A 22,008-nucleotide genomic window follows, 5' to 3' on the forward strand; every position below is an offset into this window, starting at 1 on the left:
CCGGGCCGATGGGGTCGAATGCGGGGTACGACGCGGTCACTTGCTCTCCTCGTGCTCGCCGCCGGCGGCGGGGGACCCGGGCACGGGGTTGGGGTCGGTCATGGCGACCAGCACCTTGCGCGGCCCCTCGTAGGGGCGGCGGCCGTGGGACATCAGCACGTTGTCGATCAGCAGGACCTCGCCGGCGCTCCACGGCTCGGCCACGGTCTCGGCGGCGAACGCCGCCCTGACCTCCTCAAGCGCGGACTCCTCGATCGGCGTGCCGTCGCCGTACAGCGCGTTGCGGGGCAGGTCCTCCTCGCCCGAGGAGGCGAGCAGCGACTCGCGCACCTCGGCGGGCAGGCTGGAGGGGTGGAACAGGTGGGCCTGGTTGAACCAGGCGGCCTCGCCGGTCACCGGGTGGGACACCACGGCCTGGCAGACCTGCCAGGTGCGCAGCCGGCCCCCGTCGAACCACTCGTAGGAGATCCCGAGATCGCGGAAGGTCCGCTCGGCCTCCCCTCGGTCGTCGGTCTCGAAGGCACGTTGCCACGACAGGTCCAGCCCGCCGCCGTAGTTGCGCACGTACCGCACCCCGCGCTCGGCGAAGCGCGCCCGCAGGGCCGGGTCGATGCGGCGCAGGACGCGGCGGCTGTCGGCCAGCGGCGTCTCACCGCCGGCGGCCGCCGGGTACTGGCAGTAGAACCAGAGCTTCATCGGCCACCGGGTGGAGTAGGCCATCTCGTTGTGCTGGGGGATGGTCTGGTCCGGCGGGTACTCCGTGGAGGTGTAGACGCCGCCCTTCTCGCGGCTGCGCGGGGTCGAGCCGTACACGTAGTTCAGCAGCTCGGGCGACAGGGCGCTGGAGACCGACTCGAACGCGGCGGCGGTGGTGACGTCGAACCCCTGGAAGCGGATCGCGCCCCGCTCGCCGAGCAGCCGTTCGACCCGTTCGTGGTTGTCCTTGAGCCAGCGCGCCAGGTCCACGCCGGGGACGCGGGGGCGGACCAGCACCGACAGGCCCCCCTCGGTGTCGATGGTGACCAGGTCCAGTTCGGAGAGCCGGATCGCGCGGCGGCGCGGCGCCCGGGTGGGCGCGCTCTCGCTCGGGGCGGTCAGGCCGGTCGTCTCAGTGGTCATGGTTGCCTCCGGGAATAGTGATAGGTGAGGGTCGGTCGGATGCCGCCATGGACGGCGGCAGGTGGGATCTCAGCCGCGCGAGCGGGGAGACCAGGACGAGGACGACGGGGACGGCAAGGCCGGCTCCCGCCACCAGGACGGCCGTGCGCAGCCCGGCATGGTCGCCGAGCAGGCCGCCGGCGAGCGCGCCGAGCGGCATCGTGCCGAAGACCAGGAAACGCATGGTCGCGTTGGCCCGCCCGAGGATGCGGGGCGGGGTGATGAGCTGGCGCAGGGTGACCACCGCGACGTCGAAGAGCGGAACGCCGCCGAGGAGCAGCATCAGGGCCGCCACCGCCCAGGCCACGCGCAGCGCGTACGGCCCGTCCACCGGGGCCAGCAGCAGGCCGCCGGCGGCGGTCACCGCCAGGCCCGCGGTGAGGGTGGGCCCGTAGCCGGCGCGCCGGATCAGCCGCTGCGCGACCGCGGCGCCCAGCACCGCGCCGAGGCTGCCGAGGCCGAGGACGAGCCCGACGACGGCCGGGGCCAGCCGGAGCTCGGTGAGGACGTACAGCACGAGGATGGCCAGCAGGATGTTGCCGAAGAAGTTGGCCACCGCCGCCGCCAGCACGTTCCACCGCAGAAGGGGGTGGCCGAGGACGAACCGCAGCCCCTCCCGCATCTCCCCCGCGACCGACCCCGCGACCGACCGACCTGCGACCGGCTCCGCGATCGGCCCCGCGACCGACTCCGGCCCGGCCCCCGGGCCGGTCGTGGCCGCCGACCCCGCGCCGGTCCCTGACGCGGCGTGCGCGCCGCCCGGGCCCGTGCGCTCGTCCACCTTGAGGCGGCCGAGCAGCGTCGCCGAGAGCAGGAAGGACACCACGTCGGCGACGATCGCGAACGGCGCGGTCACCGCCTGCACCAGCACGCCGCCGAGGCCCGGGCCGACGGCCTCCGCCGACGCCCTGCTGACCTCCAGCTTGCCGTTGCCGTCGGCCAGTTGCGCGGGCGCGGCCAGGCTCGGCAGGAACGACTGGGCGGCGACCTCGGACAGCACGGTCATCGTGCCGACGACGAAGGTGACGGCGTAGAGCTGCCCGACCGTGAGCACGCCGAGCCAGGCGGCCACCGGGATCCAGGCCAGGACCGCCGCCCGTACCAGGTCGGCCCCGACCAGCAGCGGACGGCGCCGGGCCCGGTCGGCCAGCGCCCCGGCGAGCAGCCCGAACAGCAGCCACGGCGCGCGGCCGAGCGCGGCGAGCAGGCCCACCTCGAACGGTCCGGCGTCCAGCGTGAGGACGGCCAGCAGCGGGAGCGCGACGAGGCTGACCTGGCTGCCGATCAGCGAGATCGTCTGACCGGTCCAGAACAGCCGGAAGCCCGCCTCCCGCAGGACACCCCGCACGGGGAGCGACGCCTCCACCGTGGCCGCGGTGTGGACTCCCTCCCCCCGTCCCCTCTCGCCGGCGATCACGCCTTGGTCCGGTTCCGCGATGCCCATCGCTCCGCCTCTCCCCTCGATGCCGGTGATCTGTGGCGTGCGGGAGCGCCGGGCACGCCGTTCGCGTGGTGACGCGCGCGGCCCCGTCCACCCCCGTGAGGCGCCCTTCGGCCGCCTCTCTCATGAAGGCGTTCCACCGCGTTCCACCGCGTTCCAGGACTCGGCTAATCGCCCCGGTACGTCAGGGTTTGAGGGCCTTTGCGGATATTTCCAGAACTGTAAATTTTCAGTTTGAAATAGTTCATTGACATGAACTAGTAGCCAAGGTCAGGATGTGGCGCGATCTTGATGAGCTCCTTACGCGAAGAGAGATGACCGATGTCCAGGTGTCCCGGGCCGCGAGGTTGGCGCACGCTCGCCGTCGTCGCCGTGGTGGGTGCGTTCGTGGGGGCGGGAACGCCTTGGGCCGCGGTGGCGGACGGCGGGCCGGACGGCTCCCGCGCCGGCCGGCCCGCCGAGTGGCGGCAGGCGTCGGCGCGGGCCGCCGAGACCGGGGAGCAGGTCGAGGTGACCGGCGCCCGGACCGAGTTCTCCACCACGTACGCCAACCCCGACGGGGAGTCCTTCCGGCTCGAACAGTCGACGGTGCCCGTGCGGGTCAAGGGGGCGGGGGGCGCGTGGGTGACGCCGGACGCCACGCTCCAGCGCCGCGCCGACGGCACCGTGGCCCCGGTGGCCGCCGCCGTCCGGCTGAGTTTCTCCGGGGGCGGCGCCGCCCGGCTGGTCAGCATCACCCGTGACGGCCGCACCCTCGAGCTCGGATGGCCGGCCCCCCTGCCGGCGCCGGTGCTGGACGGCCCGAACGCCACCTACCGCGACGTGCTGCCGGACGTCGACCTCAGGATGACCGCGACGACCGAGGGCTTCAGCCAGGTCCTGGTCGTCAAGACCCCGCAGGCCGCCGCGAACCCCGCGCTCGAGCGCGTCGAGTACGCGGTCACCTCCTCCGGCCTGAAGGTCGAGCAGACCGAGGACGGCGGCATGTCCGCGACCGACGGCAACGCCACCGAGGTCTTCTCCTCCCCGCCCGCCGCCATGTGGGACTCCACCGGCGACCCGGCCGCCGGCCGGTCCGCCGCGACGAGCGGGCCGGCCGCGTCGCTGAGCGGGCGGGCGCCCGCCTCCGCCACGCCGGAGGACGGAACGGCCCTCGCCGCGGAACCGGACGGCGCCGACGGCGCCGACGGCCCCGCCCCCGGCGCACGCCAGGCTCAGCTGCCCATCGAGGTCGGCGGCGGCACGCTCGCGGTCGTGCCCGACACCGGCCTGCTCCGGCAGAAGGACCAGGGCGCCTACCCCGTCTACATCGACCCGAGCGTCACCTGGGGCGAGAGCGACCGGACGCTGCTGCGCTCGGACGGGTACGAGTCCTACAACTGGAGCAACGGCGACGACAACGAGGGCAAGGGCGTCGGCCACTGCGGCACCTGGAGCGGCTACTACTGCGGCCCCGGCTACACCCAGCGCCTGTACTTCCAGTTCTCCCCCGCGAGCCTGAAGGGCAAGCAGGTGCTGGGCGCGGCCTTCCGCGTCACCGAGCCGTGGGCGTTCCAGTGCTCCCCCCGATGGGTCGACCTGGTACGCACCAACAACATCTCCTCCGCCACGACCTGGGCGAGCCGGCCCAAGGAGCTCGACTGGATGGTCGACCGCAACGTCTCGGCGGGCCGCGGCTCGGCGTGCGACCCCGACGAGCCGGCCGCGCCGATCGAGTTCCGCGACAACCCCGAGGAGACCAACGAGAACCTCACCCCCACCGTGAAGGACTTCGCGGCCGGCAAGTTCTCCAAGCTGACCCTGGAACTGCGGGCGCACGACGAGAGCGACACCTCCGCCTGGAAACGTTTCCGGAACGACGCCGTGCTGGTCGTCGACTACGTGGGGATGCCCGGGGTGCCGACCGGCGTCGGCCTGGTCACCGGGTCGGGAACGGTCTGCGAGACCAAGGAGTCGGCGCCCGCGGTCGTCTCCGACCCCACGCCGGCCATGGCGACGGTCCCGCAGACCCTGGCGGGCGGCGAGTCCGGCGCGATGCTGCGGGGGGCGTTCTACGTCCAGAAGAAGAACTCCGACGGCACCTGGACGCAGGCGTTCTCCACCATCGAGCGGCCGGCGAGCGGACACGTCGGCGACAACGTGAAGGTGACCGCGGACGCGCCGACGCTGACCGAAGGCGTGCTCTACCGCTACGACTCCTGGACGCGCTCGTACTACGGCAACTACACCAAGTGGCTGGCCGGGACCAGCAGCTACCTGAGCGCGGGCTGGTGCTACTTCAAGGTCGACCCGACCGCGCCGAAGGCGCCGGTGGTCACCCCCGGCGCCCCGTACACCGCGTGCACCACCACCGCGTGCACGGCGGCCGGCGGCCCGGGGCTGGGCGCGACGTTCACCTTCGCGCCGGCGTCGGGCGACGCCAACAACGTGGCCTACCAGTACCGCCTGTCCACCACGCCCACCTGGTCGGCGGACGTCCAGGGCGCCACGGTCAAACCGATGATCACGCCGGGGGCCTCGGGCACCTTCAGCCTGTACGTCCGCGCCAAGGACAACGTGGGCCGCTACGGCGCCACCACCGTCCTTGACTTCCTGGTCGCCGCGGGCGCGGGCCCGGTCGGCAGGTGGCACTTCGGCGAGGACGCGGGCGTCGCCGCCGACTCCTCCACCGGCGCGGCCCGGCACGACGCCACCCTCAGCGGCGGCGCGGTGCGGGACGGCCGGGGACGCCGCGGCGAGCTGTGGTACGACGAGGACGGCACCGCGCTGACCACCCCGAAGACCGACAAGGGCCTGAGCCTGAACGGCACGTCGGCCTACGCCGCCACCTCCGGGCCGGTGCTGGAGACGCGTTCGGCCTACTCGGTCGCCGCCTGGGTGCGGATGGACCAGACCACCACGCCGGGCACCGTCCTGTCGCAGGACGGCGCCGGAGGCTACAGCCCCTTCAACCTCTGGTACGACGTGGGCCGGGTGTCCTACTGCTTCGGCGTCAAGGACGCCGACGCGGCGACGGGCAAGGCGTATTTCGGGGTCTGCGCGAAGAACAACACCGCGCAGGTGAACGCCTGGACCCACCTGGCGGGCACCTACGACCCGGCGACGCAGAAGCTCGCCTTCTATGTCAACGGCCTGCCACAGGGCACCGCGACCGTCGCGGGCGCCTGGTCGGCCACCGGACCGTTCGAGATCGGCCGCTACACCTGGGCCGGCCTGTTCCAGCACTACCTGGCCGGCTCCGTCGACGAGGTCGCCGCCTGGCAGCGCGTCCTGACCCCCGAGGAGGTCGCGTCGCAGGCGCGGTCGGAGTCCCCGGCGTCGGGGCGCGATGACATGGAGCTGGTGGCCGACTGGGATCCGGCGGGTGCCGCCGGGACGGCGCTGCCCGACACGCTGTCCGGCTACGGCCGCTCGCTGACCCTGGCCGGCGGCGCGAGGCTGGACGGCGAGGGCCTGGTGCTGGACGGCGTGGACGACGCGGCCACCGCCCCAGGGCCGGTCGTCGATGACACCGGCTCGTTCACCGTGACCGCGAAGGTCCAGCTCGACCAGGACAAGGCCCTCGCGATGCCGATCGGCTCGCTCGGCCAGGTGGCCGGGCAGCGCACCGCCGACGGCTCCTCGTGGGGCCTGTGGTTCGAGCTGACCGGCAAAGAGACCAGGCTGGACGACGACGGCAACGAGGTGGCCGTGCCGGTCGGCTTCTGGCGCTTCGGCAGGGTCGGCAAGGACGGCGCCAAGAGCTGGGTGAGCTCCGAGGACACGGCGAGCCCGGACAGCCCCGTGCGGCTGACCGGCGTCTACGACGCCCTGGCCCCGGGCGGCCCGGTGGTGCGGCTCTACGTCGGCCACGAGCAGAACGACCTCGACCTGGCCTACACCGCGGCCGCCGGGTCCGGCGAGTTCGCGGTCGGCAAGGGCTTCAGCGCCACCGCCTGGAGCCACTTCCTGGCCGCCGAGCTCACCGACCTGCGCCTGTGGGCGGGCGCCCTGTCCGACTCCGACCAGCTCGACGCCGTCGTCGGCGACTGACGGAGTGCGGGGACCGGCACCCCGGTCCCCGCACGTCCTCACCCCCGGTTGATCCCGGTTCTCTGTTCCTCTCGAGGAGGTTGGGTCATGCGTCGGCCCGTAATGCGCGCTGCCTTGGCGACCGCGATGGCAGTGATGGTGACACTGGCGCTGGGGGTGACGCCCGCGGCCTCCGCCGCGGCGGGCCCACCCGGCGCGCCCCCCGTACCGCAGCAGCGGTCCAGCAAGGTCAGAGCCATGAACGCGACCGGCGCCAGGAAGGCGCGCGAGCAGGTCGCGGCCTCCCAGGCGCGCAACGACGCCTGGGCCGCCCGGGCGGCCGGGGAGCGCAGGGCCGCCTGGCCCAAGGCCGGCACGGCGCAGGTCCCGCTCGGCGCCGCGAGCGTCACCGTGGGAGACCTGCCCATCACCCTGACCCCGGCGCCCGGGAAGGGCGCCGACGCGACGGCGGCGACGTCCCCCGGCACCGCGGCAGGCACCGCGGCAGGCGCGGCGGCCGGTACGGCGGCGCGCGTGCGGGTGCTCGACCGCGCCGCCGCCGAGGCGGCCGGGGTGGACGGCGTGCTGCTGACCGCCTCGGCGCCGGCCTCCGGCGAGGCCCGGCTGAGCGTCGGCTACGCCTCCTTCGCCTCGGCGTACGGCGGCGGATGGGGCGGCCGGCTGCGCCTGGTGGGACTTCCCGCCTGTGCGCTGACGACGCCCGCGCTGGAGGAGTGCCGCACGCGCACCCCGCTGGCCTCGGTCAACTCCTCCGCCACGCTCACCCTGTCGGCGCCGGTCACCCTCGGGGCCGCTCCGGCCGTGTTCGCCGCGGAGGCCCTGGCCCCGACCGGCGAGGCGCCCGACGGCGGCGGCGACTACTCGGCCACGCCGCTCGGCGCGTCGTCCACCTGGGCGGCGGGCGGCGGCTCCGGCGCGTTCACCTGGTCCTACCCGATGGCGCCGGTGGAGCCCCCCGCCGGGCCCTCCCCCGCGCTGGACCTGTCCTACGACTCCGGCGGCATCGACGGGCGCACGGCCGCCGGCAACAACCAGGGCACCTCGGTCGGCGAGGGATTCGAGACGGCCGCCGCCTCCTACATCGACCGCCAGTACGGCCCCTGCGACGAGGACGGTCACGACGAGCAGTACGACCTGTGCTGGAAGTACGAGAACGCCTCGCTCGTGCTGAACGGCAGGTCCACCGAACTGGTCAAGGACGACACCGGCCACGCCTGGCGGCTGAAGAACGACGACGCCTCCACCGTCACCTGGTCCACCGGCGCCGCCAACGGCGACGACGACGGCGAGTACTGGATCGTCACCACCGGCGACGGCACCAAGTACTACTTCGGCCTGGACAAGCTGACCGGCGCGGGCGCCGAGCGCACCAACTCGGTGTGGACGGTCCCGGTGTACGGCGACGACTCCGGCGAACCCGGCTACACCAAGGGCGACGCCTTCGCCGACCGGGCGGTCACCCAGGCGTGGCGCTGGAACCTGGACTACGTCGAGGACACCCACGGCAACGCCATGTCGTACTGGTACACCAAGGAGACCAACTACTACCGCAAGAACAAGGCCGACACCGCCACCACCCTCTACACCCGCGGCGGCTACCTGGACCGCATCCTGTACGGGCAGCGGTCCGACACGCTGTTCAGCGCGACCGCCCCCGACAAGGTGTCCTTCTCCTACAGCGAGCGCTGCACGGACGGCGACTGCTCCAGCCTGACCAAGGACACCGCCGAGCGCTGGCCCGACGTCCCCTTCGACGCGATCTGCGCCAAGGACGCGAGCAAGGACGACTGCCACACCGAGAGCCCCGACTTCTTCTCCCGCAAGCGGCTGGTGAAGGTCGAGACCTCCGTCCTGTCCGGCACGGCGTACAAGCCGGTCGACTCCTGGGCGTTCACCCAGAAGTACCTGGACGGCGGCGACATCGGCACCTCCGCCGACCAGACGCTGTCGCTGACGTCGATCGTGCGCACCGGGTCGCCCACGGACGGGCCCGTGACGCTCGACCCGGTCTCCTTCACCTACGCGATGCGCCCCAACCGGGTCGCCGGCGGCACCCAGCCCGGCGGCGGCGACATCCTGCCGCTCACCAGGCCGCGCCTGGAGACGATCACCTCGGAGACCGGGGCGCTCACGACGGTCAGCTACAACGAGCCCGAGTGCGTGCGCGGCTCGGCGATGCCGGCGGCCGAGGACGCCGGCAACGGCTCGTGCTACCCGCAGTTCTGGCACGTCAACGGGGCCTCCGACGCCTCGGTCGACTGGTTCCACAAGTACCGCGTGCTGGCGGTGAACATCGCCGACCCGGCCGGGGACAACCCGCTCACCGAGTACTCCTACGCCTACGACAAGCCGGCCTGGCACTACAACGACAGCCCGTTCATCCCCGCCGGCGAGCGCACCTGGTCGCTGTGGCGCGGCTACCAGAAGGTCACCGCCTCCACCGGCTCCGCCGGCGGCACCCAGACCACGACCGTCTCGGTCTTCCTGCAGGGCATGAACGGCGACCGGCTGCTGAAGTCGGCGAGCCCCCGGGTCGTCGACCCCGACCGGCGGCGCGCCGCCTCGGTGCCCGGCCTGGACGCGACCGGGCTCGACGTGCCCGACCTCACCGACGCCGAGCAGTACGCGGGCTACACCCGCGAGGAGGTCACCTACGACGGCGCCGTCCCGATCGAGGTGACAGTGAACGACCCCTGGTCGTCGCGGACCGCGACCCAGCACAAGTCCTACGCCGACACCGAGGCGTACTACCTGCGCACCGGCAGGTCGTACGAGCACACCTACCTCACGGTCCCGAAGACCTGGCGCACCGTCTCCACCGCCACCACCTACGACGGCTACGGCATGCCGGTCACGCAGGATGCCACCGGTGACACCGCCAAGAGCGGCGACGAGACCTGCACCCGCACCTGGTACGCGCGCGACGACGCCAAGGGCATCAACACGCTGGTCTCCCGCACCCGCCAGGTCGGGCGGCCCTGCTCGGTGAAGGAGGCCGACCTGTCGCTGCCCGCCGACGGCGCCACCGCCGGCGACGTGCTGTCCGACACCGCCACCGTCTACGACAACGCCTCGGCGACGGGCTGGTCCGCCGGCCAGAAGCCGGCCAAGGGCGAGGAGAGCTGGACCGGCCGCGCCACCGGCTACCCGGCGGCGGTCACCGGCGGCGACCGGCCGCCGACCGGCTGGCAGCGCACGGCGAAGACGACCTTCGACACGCTGGGCAGGCCCCTGGTCGTCACCGACGCGGGCGGCAACCCCACCACCACCGCCTACACCCCCACCGGCGCCGGCGTGCCCACCAAGACGGTGGTCACCAACGCCAAGCAGCAGAAGACCACCGTCTTCCTCGACGGGACGCGCGGGCAGCCGCTGCGCACCTACGACCCCAACGACGCCAAGACCGAGCAGACCTACGACGGCCTCGGCAGGCTGACCGGGGTGTGGCTGCCCGACCGCAGCAAGGGCGGCGGCGAGACCCCCAGCATGGCCTACTCCTATGTGTTCGAACGGGGCAAGGCGCCCGCGATCGGCACCTCCACCGTCCGGTCGTCCACCACGGCGAACTGGACGTACCAGATCTTCGACTCGCTGCTGCGGCCCATGCAGACCCAGCAGCCGACGCCGAACGGCGGCCGGCTGCTGACCGACACCCGCTACGACTCGCGCGGCCTGGCCTACGAGACCTACGCCGACATCTTCGACGCCGGGCACACGCCGAACGCCACCTACAGCCGGGAGGAGTACGGCGAGGCGCCCAAGCAGACCAACCGCGTCTTCGACGGCGCCGGACGCCCGACCAGCAGCACCTTCCTCACCTACGGCGTGCCGAAGTGGACGACCACCACCGCCTACACCGGTGACTCCACCGCCACCAGCGCCGTGACCGGCGGCAAGGCGACCCGCACCATCACCGACGCGCTGGGACGCACCGTCGAGAGCCGCGAGTACGGCTCGCCCTCGCCGGCCGACACCCAGTACGGCTCCATGACCGCGGGCGGGTACGCCTCCACCTCCTTCGCCTACACCCCCGGCGGCCGGCAGCGGACCGTCACCGGCCCCGACGGCGCCCAGTGGTCCTACACCTACGACCTGTTCGGGCGGCAGGCGGGCATCACCGACCCCGACAAGGGCGCCGGCACCCTGCGCTACACCGCGCTCGACCAGCCGGACACCGTCACCGGCGCGAACGGCTCGGTGCTGCTGTACGGCTACGACGAGCTCGGCCGCAGGACCGGGCTGTGGTCGGGGTCGCGCACCGACGCCGGCAAGCTGGCCGCCTGGACCTACGACACCGTGGTCCAGGGGCGGCTCGCGTCCGCGACCAGCTACGAGGGCGGCGCCGTCGCCACCGGCAGGGCCTACACCCGCAAGGTCCTGAGCTACGACGCGCTGTACCGCGCGACGAGCACCGAGATCGACCTCGACCAGAAGGACCCGATGGTCGTCTCCGGCGCGGCCAGGACCTCCTACATCTTCGGCGGCGCCTACAACCCGGACGCCACCCTGAAGAGCTCGACCGAGCCGGCGGCCGGGGGTCTGGCCGCGGAGACCGTCAGCCTGACCTACACGGCGACCGGCCAGGTCGTGAAGGTCACCGGCACCCAGGACTACCTCCAGGCGGCCGACTACAACCCGCTCGGCCGGCCCCAGCAGCTCACCCTGGCCCTGTCGGGGGACGCCGCCGCCAAGAAGACCTACATCAGCAACACCTACGAGGAGGGCACCGACCGGCTGAAGAGGTCCTTCGTCACCACCCAGTCCACGCCGGTCAAGCCGCAGGACCTGACCTACCACTACGACGACGCGGGAAATGTCACCGAGATCGCCGACACCCCGGCCCAGGACGGCGCGGGCGCGAGCGACTTCCAGTGCTTCGCCTACGACGGGCAGCGCCGCCTGACCGAGGCGTGGACGCCGGCCACCGACGACTGCACCAGCAGGACGCTGGGCGGGGCCGCGCCGTACCGCACCGGGTACACCTACAACAGCGCGGGCATGCGCAGCACGGAGACCGGCTACACCGGCGGAGCGGCCGCCACCTCGACGTACTGCTACGGCGACACCGCCAGGCGGCACGCTCTCACCGCGGTCACCTCCGCCGCGTCCTGCACGGGCGTGACGCCGACCTACTCCTACGACAAGTCCGGCAACACGACCGGGCGGGGCGGCCAGACGCTGACCTGGGACGCGCAGGGCCGGGTCTCCACCGTGACGCAGGGCGCGCAGAAGGCCACCTACGTGTACGACGCCGACGGCGAGGTGCTGCTCCGCCGCGCGGAGGGCGACGGCGAGAGCGTCCTGTACCTCGGCGCCACCGAGATCCACCAAAGCAGGACCGGCACCGCCGTCAAGAACTGGGCCGTCCGTTCCTACACGGCCGGCGACCAGGTCATCGCGGTGCGCAGCACGGAAACGGGGACGAACACGGTCACGTTCGTCGCCGGAGACCAGCACGGCACCTCCTCGCTCGCGGTCGACGCGAGCAGCCAGGCGATCGCCAAGCGGTACACGACCCCGTTCGGCGCGCCGCGCGGCGCCCCGTCCGGCCGGCCATGGCCCGACGACAAGGGCTTCCTCGGCAAGACCGCCGACGAGGACACCGGGCTCACCTACGTCGGCGCCCGCCTGTACGACCCGCTGACCGGCAGGTTCCTGAGCGTGGACCCGGTGCTGTCCACCGACCAGAGCCAGTCGCTGAACGGCTACTCCTACGGCAACCAGAACCCGGCCACCTTCAGCGACCCGACGGGCGAGGAGATCGGGTCCAGGCCCAACTCCTGCCAGTACGACCTGAAGTACTGCGACCAGGCGACGCAGGACGCCGTCGGCTACGACCCCAAGACCGGCACCGCCGACCCGGCGCGGAAGAAAAAGAAGAAGAAGCAGCCGACGCCCTCCCCGAGCCCGGGCCCGGCGCCCAAGGCCCCGCCCGGCGGGTGCTTCTGCAAGGGCAACGGGGTCGACCTCAGCACGGCACTGCTGCTCCACCCCTTCCACTGGGGCAACAACACCAACGGCGCGAACGAGATGGCCTGGCTCTACCACAAGGGGAAGATGCACGACGGCATCTGCGAACGCCATTCGCTGCAGTACGTCTGCTACAGCAGCTCCCCCGGCGGCGACCAGCCGATGACCATCGGCGACGTGCTGTTCTACCCGTACTCCAAGCAGGCCTACCAGCAGCAGATGCAGGAGGAGAAGCAGCGCCGCGAGGACATCGCCAAGACCAGCAAGGTCTCCGGGCGCGCGCAGGCCGACGCCTACGGGCCGAACCTGGAGAAGCACGAGGCGGTGCACTCCCGGCAGTGGGCGGCCTCCGCCACCGCCGTCGACTTCGTCGCCCGGTACGCCGCCGCCGCGGCCTACTCCCAGCACAAGGTCGGCGACCCGGCGTCCATGAACAAGTACGAGATGGAGGCCAACCTGTGGTGGGGAAGCTACTGGACCTGGCGGCCCCTCGAATACCGGATGCCGGGGACGTAGAGAGGAAGATGGAACGGTGATTCGCAGAAGGGGGCCCGTGCTCACGCGTGGGGCCGCCGCACTGACCGCCCTGGCCGCCCTGGTCTCCTTCGGCGCGGGATGCACGCCCGCGCCGAAGGGCGTCCTCGCCGTCGAACGGGCCGCGGACGGCGGCGCGCGGCTGCTGCTGGCCGACTGCCCCGGCTACCTGGCCAAGGACTTCTCCGTCCTGGCCGACACCGACACCGGCGGCGGCGGGCCGGCGTCCTGGAGCGTGCACAACGGCGGCTGGACCTCCTCGGTGCGCGCCATCCAGCTCTTTCAGAACCCGCCCGCCGGCTGGCGCGCCACGGGGAGCGAGCTGACCGCGCTCCGCGAGGGCGTCCCCTATGTCGCCACCGTCAGCGGCGCCACGGGCGAGAGGAGCCTCAAGGGACGGGTGCCGTTCACCGCCGCCGACCTGGCCGGTCTGGGGAACGGTGAGGTGCTGGCCTGGGACGGAGGGGACGGCAACACCACGATGGGCCGGGACGACTTCCTGCGCGCCGACCCGGACCGCTGCCGGCCATGAGCGGCGACGCCTCCCCCACCCAGGGGTGACGTCGCCTCCCCCTCACCCGGGGCGGCGACGCCTCCCTCTTCCAAAGGCGACGCCGCCTTTCATTCCGGCGGCGCCGCCTCCCCGCTCGGGGGGCGGCGCCGCGGTTCGTCCGACGGCGATCCGGCCGGGGGGTTGGCTCTCCGGATCTGGTCCGTCCGGGGTCATCTCCTCGCGCAGGCGGCGCCGTTGAGGGTGAAGGCCGCCGGGACCGCGTTCGCGCCGGTGTAGGCGGCCTGGAAGCCGAAGGCCGCCGTGCCGCCGTTGGCGCCGATCGTGCCGTTCCAGGCGGCGTTCCGCACCGTCACCTGCGCTCCTGACTGGGTGACGGTCGCGTTCCAGGCACTGGTGACCCGCTGGGAGCCGCCGAAGGCGAAGGCCAGGGTCCAGCCGTTGACGGCGGCGGTCCCGTTGTTGGTGATGGTGACGTCCGCGGTGAACCCGTTCCCCCAGTCGTTGACGCTGTAGCCGACCGAGCACCCGCCGGGCGTGGGGGTCGGAGTGGGCGTCGGCGTCGGCGTCGGAGTGGGCGTCGGCGTCGGGGTCGGCGTGGGAGTGGGAGTCCGGGTCGGTGTCGGGGTGGGTGTCGGCGTCCGGGTCGGAGTGGGCGTCGGAGTGGGCGTCGGCGTCGGGGTGGGCGTTCCGCCGCCCTTGGCCGCCATCCGGGCCGAGTGCGCCCGGAACACCGCGAGCGCCGGGTCGCCGCTCTTCACGCTGTGCTGGTCGCCGCCGCCGTTCTTGTCCGGGTACCACCAGAACGCCGACCCGTCGCCGTTCCTGGCCTCGAAGTCGGAGTAGAGCGCCGTCCACCAGGTGACCCGGTCGGCGTTGCCCTCGGTGTTGAACTCGCCCATGAAGAACGGCTTGCCCACCACGTCGTGCGAGTCGGAGATCCATCTGCCGATCAGCGTCTTGGTCTGGTCCAGGGTCAGGTTCGCCCAGCCCGCGTTCGGATACGGGTGCGCCGAGGTGAAGTCGACGTAGGGCGACTGGTGGATGTAGACGAACGGGTTGCCCTCGTCGCCGCCGAACCCGTAGCGGGACTCGTGGCCCTCCAGTCCGGCGCCGACCATGTGGTTGGCGTCGATGCTCTTGACGTAGGAGGCCATCTCGTCCACCCACTTGCGCAGGGTCGCGCCGCTCTTGTTCTCCTCGGCGCTGACGTCCTGGTAGCGCGGCTCGTTCATCAGCTCCCAGGCGAACACGGCCGGCTCGTCCTTGTACTTGACGCCGCTGTAGTGGTTGGTCCGGTTGAGGGCGTAGTTGACGTAGTTCTTGTACTGGGTGAAGCAGCCCGGGCACCTGGTCTTGTCGAAGAACACCGCCCGGCCAGGGTGCCCGCCGTTCAGCCCCTCCCACTTGAGCCGGGTGTCGATGCCGCCGTAAGCCTCCCAGTAGTTCTCGAACACCGGGATCAGCCGGATGTCGTGCGCCTTGGCCGACTCGATGACGTAGTCGAACAGGGCGAACTGCTGGTCGTTGTACTGCCCCTTGGACGGCTCGAAGCCGTGCCAGCTCTCGTGGCTGAACATCCAGAGCCGGACCACGCTGACCTTGTCGGCCTGCATTTCGGCCATGTGGGCGTCGATGCGCGCCTTGTCCATGTACTGCGTCTCGGTGTCTCCGTAGCTGCCGCCGTAGGTGAAGATGTCGTAGGTGTTGGCGCCGGCGAAGTAGTACGTCCTGCCGTTGAGGCAGAAGTGGACGCCGCAGCGCTGCACGAAGCCCGAGGCGGCCGCGCCGGCCACCGGGAAAGCCGTCGGCGCCACGCCGGCCATGATCGCCAGGGCCAGCGCCAGCAGCAGGTGGAGCGGCCTGATCCGTCTTGCCATGGTGGTGTTCCTTGCGGGGACGAGAGGATGGGGGCGCTGCCAAACAACCCCGTCCCGCAGCGCGCCGCAACCGCCCGGCGCCGGACCGGGCAGCGCATCGCCTCCACATGCGGCCCCACCTGCCCTTAACCGGTTCTGGCCCCGCCGATCCCCCGGTCTCCGCCTGAAAGCTTCACCGGCACCGGCGGAAACCTCACCGGCGTCGCCCGATGCGAAGCGGTCGGGCCGGTCAAGCCGGTCAGGCCATGACGGCGACGAAACGCCAGTCCAGGACCGCGGCCGGGTCGGCGCCGGACACCGCTTCCACGACCGAGCGCAGGTGGACCAGCCCGCCGCCACCGGGAAGCCCCTGACGGCGCTCGACCGTGATCTCGCTGGTCAGGGTGTCGCCCTCGTGCACGGGGCCGAGGTGGTCGCAGCCGTGCCAGGCCACGACCGTGACCAGGTTCGGCAGCGCCCGGGCCGCCTGGGATAGCGCCAGGCCGATGGTGTGCCCGCCGTACACCAGCCGCGGCCCGCCCGCCTCCCGCGTGTCGTGGTGCACCTGCGCGATGTTGACGGTCAGCCTGGCCAGCTCCGGGGCCGCGGACACCACGTCTCCCCCGCCGACCTGCCACCTGTCGCCCGCGGTCACGTCCGCGAAGTGCCGTCCGGCGACCCGCTCCCTGAACCGGTCAAGCCGCCAGCCGTCGAGCAGTCCGGCGGCCCGGCCTGCGAGGTCCGCGCCGGTCGCGGACGCGCCCACCACCTCAAGGTCGGCGTCGTGGCCGGTGCGCGCCCCGTGGTCCCGCAGCGGGATCATCGCGCAGCGCCGGAAGTCGAGCACCGGCCGCCCGTCGTGGTCGGCGGTCGTGATGCGCAGCACCGCCAGCCCGGTCGGGCGGCGCCCCGGCCGGGGCCGGTTCTGGCGCAGCGCGACCACCTCGGTGCGGGTGCGCAGCGTGTCGCCGATCAGCGGCAGCCGGCGGAATGCGAGACCCCGGTAGAACAGGTTGGCCTTGGCGTGGTGGGTGACCAGGGTGGACTGGCCGATCGCCACGTCCCAGACCAGCGCCGGGTGGGCGAGGGTCCCGCCGCCGAGGACCTCCCGGGACAGGTGCGCGTCGAGCGGCAGCCGGAGCCGGTCGCCCACGACCGCCTGGTGCGCCGCGGCCATGCCCTCGGTGAGCGTCACCCCGGGCGCGGCGTCGAACACCCGCCCCACCGCCAGCTCCTCGAAGTACGGCCCTTCACTGATTCCCGCCATCGGCCCTCTCCCGCCCGAACGTCCGTGCCGCCGTCGCCGCGATCACCCCCGCCGACCGGGCCCCGCCGATCATAGAATCCCGCGTCCCGCGCCCTCGGACACCGGCCGCGACACCGCGCCCGCCGGCCGGAACGGCGTAGGTCGCGGCGCCTGCCCGTCTCTTCCACGTCCGCCTCACCGGCGGCCTTCCCGGCCTCAGGCGAGCCCTGGAACCGGGTCCGCCGCGTACGCGCCGTACGAGGTCTTCCGCGGCCTCGGGCCACCGGGCGTGGTCGAAGGTGAAGCCCGCGTCGAGCAGGCGGCCGGGGACCACCCGGCGGCTCTTCATCAGCAGTTCGGTGTCCGAGCGCAGGACGAACGCGCCGAGCTCGGTCATCCACCTCGTCGCCGGCAGGCCCACCGGGACCCCCCACGCGGCACGCAGCACGCGCATGAACGCGCGCTGCGGCAGGGGAACGGGAGCGGCGAGGTTCACCGGCCCGGCCAGGTCGTCCCGGTGGACCAGGAACTCGACGGCGCGGACGAGATCGCGGTCGTGGATCCAGGACACGTATTGCGCGCCGCCCGCGACCGGGCCGCCGAGGCCGAGCCGCGCCAGCCGCAGCAGGATGTCGAAGACGCCGCCGCGATCAGGGCTCATCACCATGGCGCAGCGCATGGCCACCTTGCGGGTGTGCGGGGTCTCGGCTCGCTCCTGCGCCCTCTCCCACGCCTTCGCGATCTCGACGCTGTAGGCCCAGTAGCCCGGGACGCCAGGTTCGGTGCCGCCGAGCACGCCGGTCGTCTCGTCGTTGGGCGCGTCGAAGCGGTGGGAGTAGATGGTGGCGGTGCTCATCTGCAGCCAGACCTCGGGAGGCCGCGCGGCGGCGGCGATGGCCTCTCCCACCACCCGGGTCGAGTGCACCCGCGAGTCCATCATGGCCCGCAGGTTGGCCGCGGTGTAGCGGCAGCTGACGCTGCGCCCGGCCAGGTTGATCACCACGTCGCTGCCGTCGATGTGCTTCGCCCATGGCCCCAGGGTCGCGCCGTCCCAGCGGAGTTCACGCTCGCCCGCCGGCCGTCTGCTCAGGACCACGACGTCATGGTTCGCAGCGGTCAGCGCGCGCTTCAGGATAGTGCCTACCTGCCCGGTTCCCCCGGATATCACTACCTTCATCAGGCTCCCCCTATGTGGGTGGGACGAGCCTAGCGCAGCGACTTGAACCCGTTCAGGGCAAGTCGCACGGTCTCCCCCTCCGTCCGCGGCCCCCCCGCCTTGGCCAGGTCGATCGACACACGCTCAAGACGCCGCCCGGGCCCGCGCGTTTCCGCTGGGGGCTTTCGCATATGCGACATGGCATAAATGCGTCAGAGCTCAATCGGCCAGGAACCCCGGACATTTGACCACAATCTAGGGATCTCGCTGCACTCCTAGCTTTGGGGTTTCCTTGTCATTCCCTCCCTCCCGGGGGCGCGGGCTCGTCGCGCTGGCCGCCGCGCTCGCGGCGCTCGCGGCCGTCCCACCGGCCGACGCCTCCACCGCCCCGGCCGCTGACGGCGTCACCGCCTCCGGCGCGAGCACCGCGCCCGGACGGACCGTCACGCTGCTCACCGGTGACAAGGTGACCGTCGGCACCGCGCCCGACGGCACCCAGACCCGCACGGTGACCGGCCCCGACGGCCGTCCCGCCGACGCCGTCACCCACGCCGAGAAGGGCCAGACCTACGTCTACCCGCGGTCGGCGCTGCGGTACCTCGCCGCCGGGCTGCTGGACCGGGACCTGTTCAACGTGACCCGGCTGCTCGCCGACGGCTACGACGACGCGCACAGCGCCCGCCTGCCGCTCATCGTCACCTACACCGACGCCGCCGCCCGCGCCCGCACCGCCGCCCCGCCTCAGGGCGCGCGCCAGGTGCGTCCCCTGACCAGCGTCCAGGGGGCGGCGCTGGACGCCGACCGCTCGGCCGGCTTCTGGTCCGCGCTGACCAAGGGCGCCACCCTCCCCGCCCCCTCCCGGCGCGGCGCCCAGGGCTCCCTTGCGGGCGGCATCGAGAAGGTGTGGCTGGACGGCAAGGTGAAGGCGAGCCTCGCCGACAGCACCGCCCAGATCGGCGCACCCACGGTGTGGCAGAGCGGGAACACCGGCAAGGACGTCGAGGTGGCCGTCCTGGACACCGGTGTCGACACCGCCCACCCCGACCTGGCCGGACAGGTCGTCGCCGGCCAGAGCTTCGTCCCCGACCACGAGAGCATCGAGGACGGCGCGGGTCACGGCACGCACGTCGCCTCGACCATCGCCGGCACCGGCGCCGCCTCCGGCGGCAAGGAGAAGGGCGTCGCCCCCGGCGCCCGACTGCACGTCGGCAAGGTGCTGGACGACAGCGGCGGCGGCCAGGAGTCGTGGGTGCTGGCCGGCATGGAGTGGGCCGCCCGCGACCAGCACGCCAAGATCATCAGCATGAGCCTGGGTGCCGGCCCCTCCGACGGCACCGACCCGATGAGCGTGGCCGTCAACGAGCTGAGCGCCGAGACCGGCGCGCTGTTCGTCATCGCCGCGGGCAACGACGGCCCGGGCGAGTTCACCGTCGCGACCCCCGCCGTCGCCGACGCCGCGCTGGCCGTCGGCGCGGTGGACGCCTCCGACGCCCTCGCCGACTTCTCCAGCCGCGGGCCCCGCCCCGGCGACCGCGGGCTCAAGCCCGAGCTCACCGCCCCCGGGGTCGGCATCCTCGCCGCGCGCTCGCAGTACGCGACCGAGGGCGAGGGCTACTACCAGACCATGAGCGGCACCTCCATGGCCACTCCGCACGTCGCCGGGGCCGCCGCGCTGCTGGCCGCCCAGCACCCCGGCTGGAGCGGCCAGCGGCTGAAGGACGCGCTGGTCAGCACCACCAAGCCGACTCCGGACCACAGCATCGCCCAAGCGGGCAGCGGGCGGCTGGACATCGCGGCGACCACCGCCGCGACCGTGTTCGCCACCGGTTCGGCCTTCGCCGGATTCCACGCCTACCCGGCCCCGGCCGGCGCGACGAGCGCCAAGGAGATCACCTACACCAACACCGGCGACGCCCCGGTCACCCTGGACCTGACCACTCACCTGACCGGCGCCCCGGCCGCCGCGTACACGCTGTCGGCCTCCCGCGTCACCGTCCCGGCGGGCGGCGCCGCCGCGGTGACGGTCACGGCCCACCTGGACCAGGTTCCCGGCGACACCACCGTCTCGGGCACGGTGGAGGCCGCCGACGCGAGCGGCGCCGTGCGCGCCCGCACCATGATCGGCGTCGCCAAGGAGGGCGAGCGCCACCAGCTCACCCTCACCGCCAAGGACCGCGCCGGCCGCCCGCTGAGCGGTGAGGTGATCCTCACCGCCGAGCACCTGTTCGCCCCGCTCTGGCTGGACGAGACCGGCACCCTGGACCTGCGCGTCCCGGCCGCCACCTACACCTTGTGGATGACCGCCGACCTCGAAGGCGCGCACGGGCCCCACTCGCTGGGCCTCGGCGTGCTCGCAGCCACCGACGTCCGGCTCGACCAGGACAGGACCGTCACCCTGGACGCGCGCAAGGCGCGGCGGGTCGCGGCGGTGACGCCCAAGGCGAGCACCCTGGCCGGGATGCGCATGGACGTCTACCGTGCCGTCGCCGACGACGACTACACCGCCTCCAGCCGCTGGCCGGCGATCGAGTACGACAGTGTGTGGACGCTGCCCACCGGCGCCAAGGTGCGCAAGGGGGAGTTCGAGATCGGCGCCCACTGGCGTCTGCAGCAGCCGGCGCTGACCCTCTCCTCCGGCGGCCGCGCCTTCAACGACGTGCTGGTCCACCGGGGCGCGACCCCGCTGCCGAAGGGCCGTCACACGCTCGCGGCGCTGTTCGCCGGCGACGGCGGCGCGGCCGGCTACCGGTCCAGGCCCGCGGCGGGCAAGGCCGTGGTCGTCAGGAACTCCGCCGCGGTCACCCGCGAGGAGCAGGCCGCCGCGGCGCTCGCCGCGGGCGCGAAGATGCTGGTGATCGTCAACGACGGCCCCGGCCGCGCCGAGCCGTGGAACGACGCGCTGTACGGACCGCCGAACCCGGCCCCGCTGCCGATGGTCGCGCTGGGTCAGGACGAGGGCGAGGAACTGATCGCCCGCATCGAGGACGGCCGGCGCGCGACCACCCTGGAGGTGACCTCCAACCCGGTCACCGAGTACTCCTACGACCTGGTGCACCACTTCAAGGGCGCCGCGCCCGCCGACCCGGTCTACCGGCCGGACGAGAACGAGCTGGCCCGGGTCAAGGTGTCCTTCCGCAACGACCGGCAGAACAAGGTGGTCGAGGACCGCGCCGACGTCTGGCGGTTCGGGTACTCCTCCGCCTCCGGCGCGAGCGGGTTCACCGCCCCGGCCATCGGCGAGCGCACCGACTACGTGACCGGCGGGATCACCTGGTACGAGCAGGTGAACATCGTGCGCGAGGTCGAGCAGCACACCGCCGACCTGGTGACCTACCGTGCGGGGACCACCACCGATGTCCGGTGGTTCGGCCCGATCCACCGGCCTCGCCTGGAGCAGGGCCTGTCACCGCTGCGGCTGGACGACACCCTCCAGGCGAGGGTGCCCGGCTGGGGCGACTCGGGCGCCGGGCACATCGGCGGCACCTACCTCAATGGCATGGTGTCCAACAGCCTGAAGGTGTACCAGGGCGACACGCTGCTCGGCCAGGCACCCTACGACCAGATCGCCGTCTTCGGCGTGAAGCCGGAGCGGCTGCCGTACCGGCTGGTGTCGGAGAACTCCCGCGGCACGTGGGCCAACCCCTACTCCACGTCGACCCGCACCGAGTGGGGTTTCACCTCCGCGGCGGCCGCGCCCGGCGAGGTCGTGCGCCTGCCGCTGATCCAGCTCGACTACGCCGTGGACACCGACGTGGCCGGCAAGGCGCGCCGTCACGACGCGCTCACCGTCACCCCCTCGCACCTGGACGGCGTGGAGCGGCCGGGCGCGATCGACTCGATGACGCTGGAGGTCTCCTACGACGACGGCGCCACCTGGCACAGGACCGGCCTGCGCAAAGACGGCCCCGGCTGGACCGCCCGGCTGGACGCCCCGGCCACGGCGTCGTTCGTCACCCTGCGGACCGCCGCGGCGGACGCGCGGGGCAACACGGTGACCCAGACGATCACCCGTGCCTTCGGCCTGAAGTAGGAGCCGCGCCGGGAGGCGCCCCCGTACTCCCTGCGCGTGCCCCGCTGACGGCCCTTCCCCACGGCCACCCC

At 72.9% G+C, this 22,008-nt stretch carries 9 protein-coding genes; 4 read left to right on the top strand and 5 right to left on the bottom strand.

The window, feature by feature from the left end:
* Positions 1-36: 36 nt before the first annotated feature.
* Entirely contained in the window at positions 37-1,119 is a 1,083-nt protein-coding gene (locus ABZT47_RS05485) for a TauD/TfdA family dioxygenase (RefSeq protein ID WP_354836473.1), read from the bottom strand.
* Complete coding sequence (locus ABZT47_RS05490) at positions 1,109-2,602, bottom strand: MFS transporter (protein ID WP_354836475.1); 1,494 nt, start codon at positions 2,600-2,602, stop codon at positions 1,109-1,111. Before ABZT47_RS05490 ends, ABZT47_RS05485 begins: the two co-directional genes overlap by 11 nt.
* 318 nt (positions 2,603-2,920) lie before the next feature.
* Between ABZT47_RS05490 and ABZT47_RS05495 the strand changes: the two genes are divergently transcribed.
* The 3 genes from ABZT47_RS05495 to ABZT47_RS05505 all read left to right on the top strand — a co-directional run bounded on the left by ABZT47_RS05495 (position 2,921) and on the right by ABZT47_RS05505 (position 13,667).
* Positions 2,921-6,631 carry a LamG-like jellyroll fold domain-containing protein gene (locus ABZT47_RS05495; protein ID WP_354836477.1) on the top strand — a complete coding sequence of 1,237 codons (3,711 nt, stop codon included), beginning with the start codon at positions 2,921-2,923 and terminating at the stop codon, positions 6,629-6,631.
* 237 nt (positions 6,632-6,868) lie between these two features.
* A complete protein-coding gene (locus ABZT47_RS05500; RefSeq protein ID WP_354836479.1) occupies positions 6,869-13,117 on the top strand; it encodes an RHS repeat-associated core domain-containing protein in 6,249 nt (2,082 codons plus the stop codon).
* 37 nt (positions 13,118-13,154) lie between these two features.
* A complete protein-coding gene (locus ABZT47_RS05505) occupies positions 13,155-13,667 on the top strand; it encodes a hypothetical protein (protein ID WP_354836481.1) in 513 nt (170 codons plus the stop codon).
* Between the two features lie 191 nt (positions 13,668-13,858).
* On the opposite strand, the gene ABZT47_RS05510 is transcribed toward ABZT47_RS05505, so the two are convergent.
* The 3 genes from ABZT47_RS05510 to ABZT47_RS05520 all read right to left on the bottom strand — a co-directional run bounded on the left by ABZT47_RS05510 (position 13,859) and on the right by ABZT47_RS05520 (position 17,928).
* Positions 13,859-15,526, bottom strand: coding sequence for a cellulose binding domain-containing protein (locus ABZT47_RS05510; RefSeq protein ID WP_354836483.1), 1,668 nt, complete (start codon positions 15,524-15,526; stop codon positions 13,859-13,861).
* A gap of 238 nt (positions 15,527-15,764) precedes the next feature.
* Positions 15,765-16,772, bottom strand: coding sequence for a MaoC family dehydratase (locus ABZT47_RS05515; RefSeq protein WP_354836485.1), 1,008 nt, complete (start codon positions 16,770-16,772; stop codon positions 15,765-15,767).
* Positions 16,756-17,928 (bottom strand): TIGR01777 family oxidoreductase, encoded by a 1,173-nt coding sequence (locus tag ABZT47_RS05520; protein ID WP_354836487.1) that lies wholly within the window; start codon positions 17,926-17,928, stop codon positions 16,756-16,758. Before ABZT47_RS05520 ends, ABZT47_RS05515 begins: the two co-directional genes overlap by 17 nt.
* Before the next feature lie 271 nt (positions 17,929-18,199).
* On the opposite strand from ABZT47_RS05520, the gene ABZT47_RS05525 reads away from it, so the two are divergent.
* A complete protein-coding gene (locus ABZT47_RS05525; RefSeq protein ID WP_354836488.1) occupies positions 18,200-21,937 on the top strand; it encodes a S8 family serine peptidase in 3,738 nt (1,245 codons plus the stop codon).
* Positions 21,938-22,008 lie beyond the last annotated feature (71 nt).

The sequence above is a fragment of the Sphaerisporangium sp. NPDC005289 genome, assembly GCF_040607455.1.
Classification (GTDB): Bacteria; Actinomycetota; Actinomycetes; order Streptosporangiales; family Streptosporangiaceae; genus Sphaerisporangium; species Sphaerisporangium rhizosphaerae.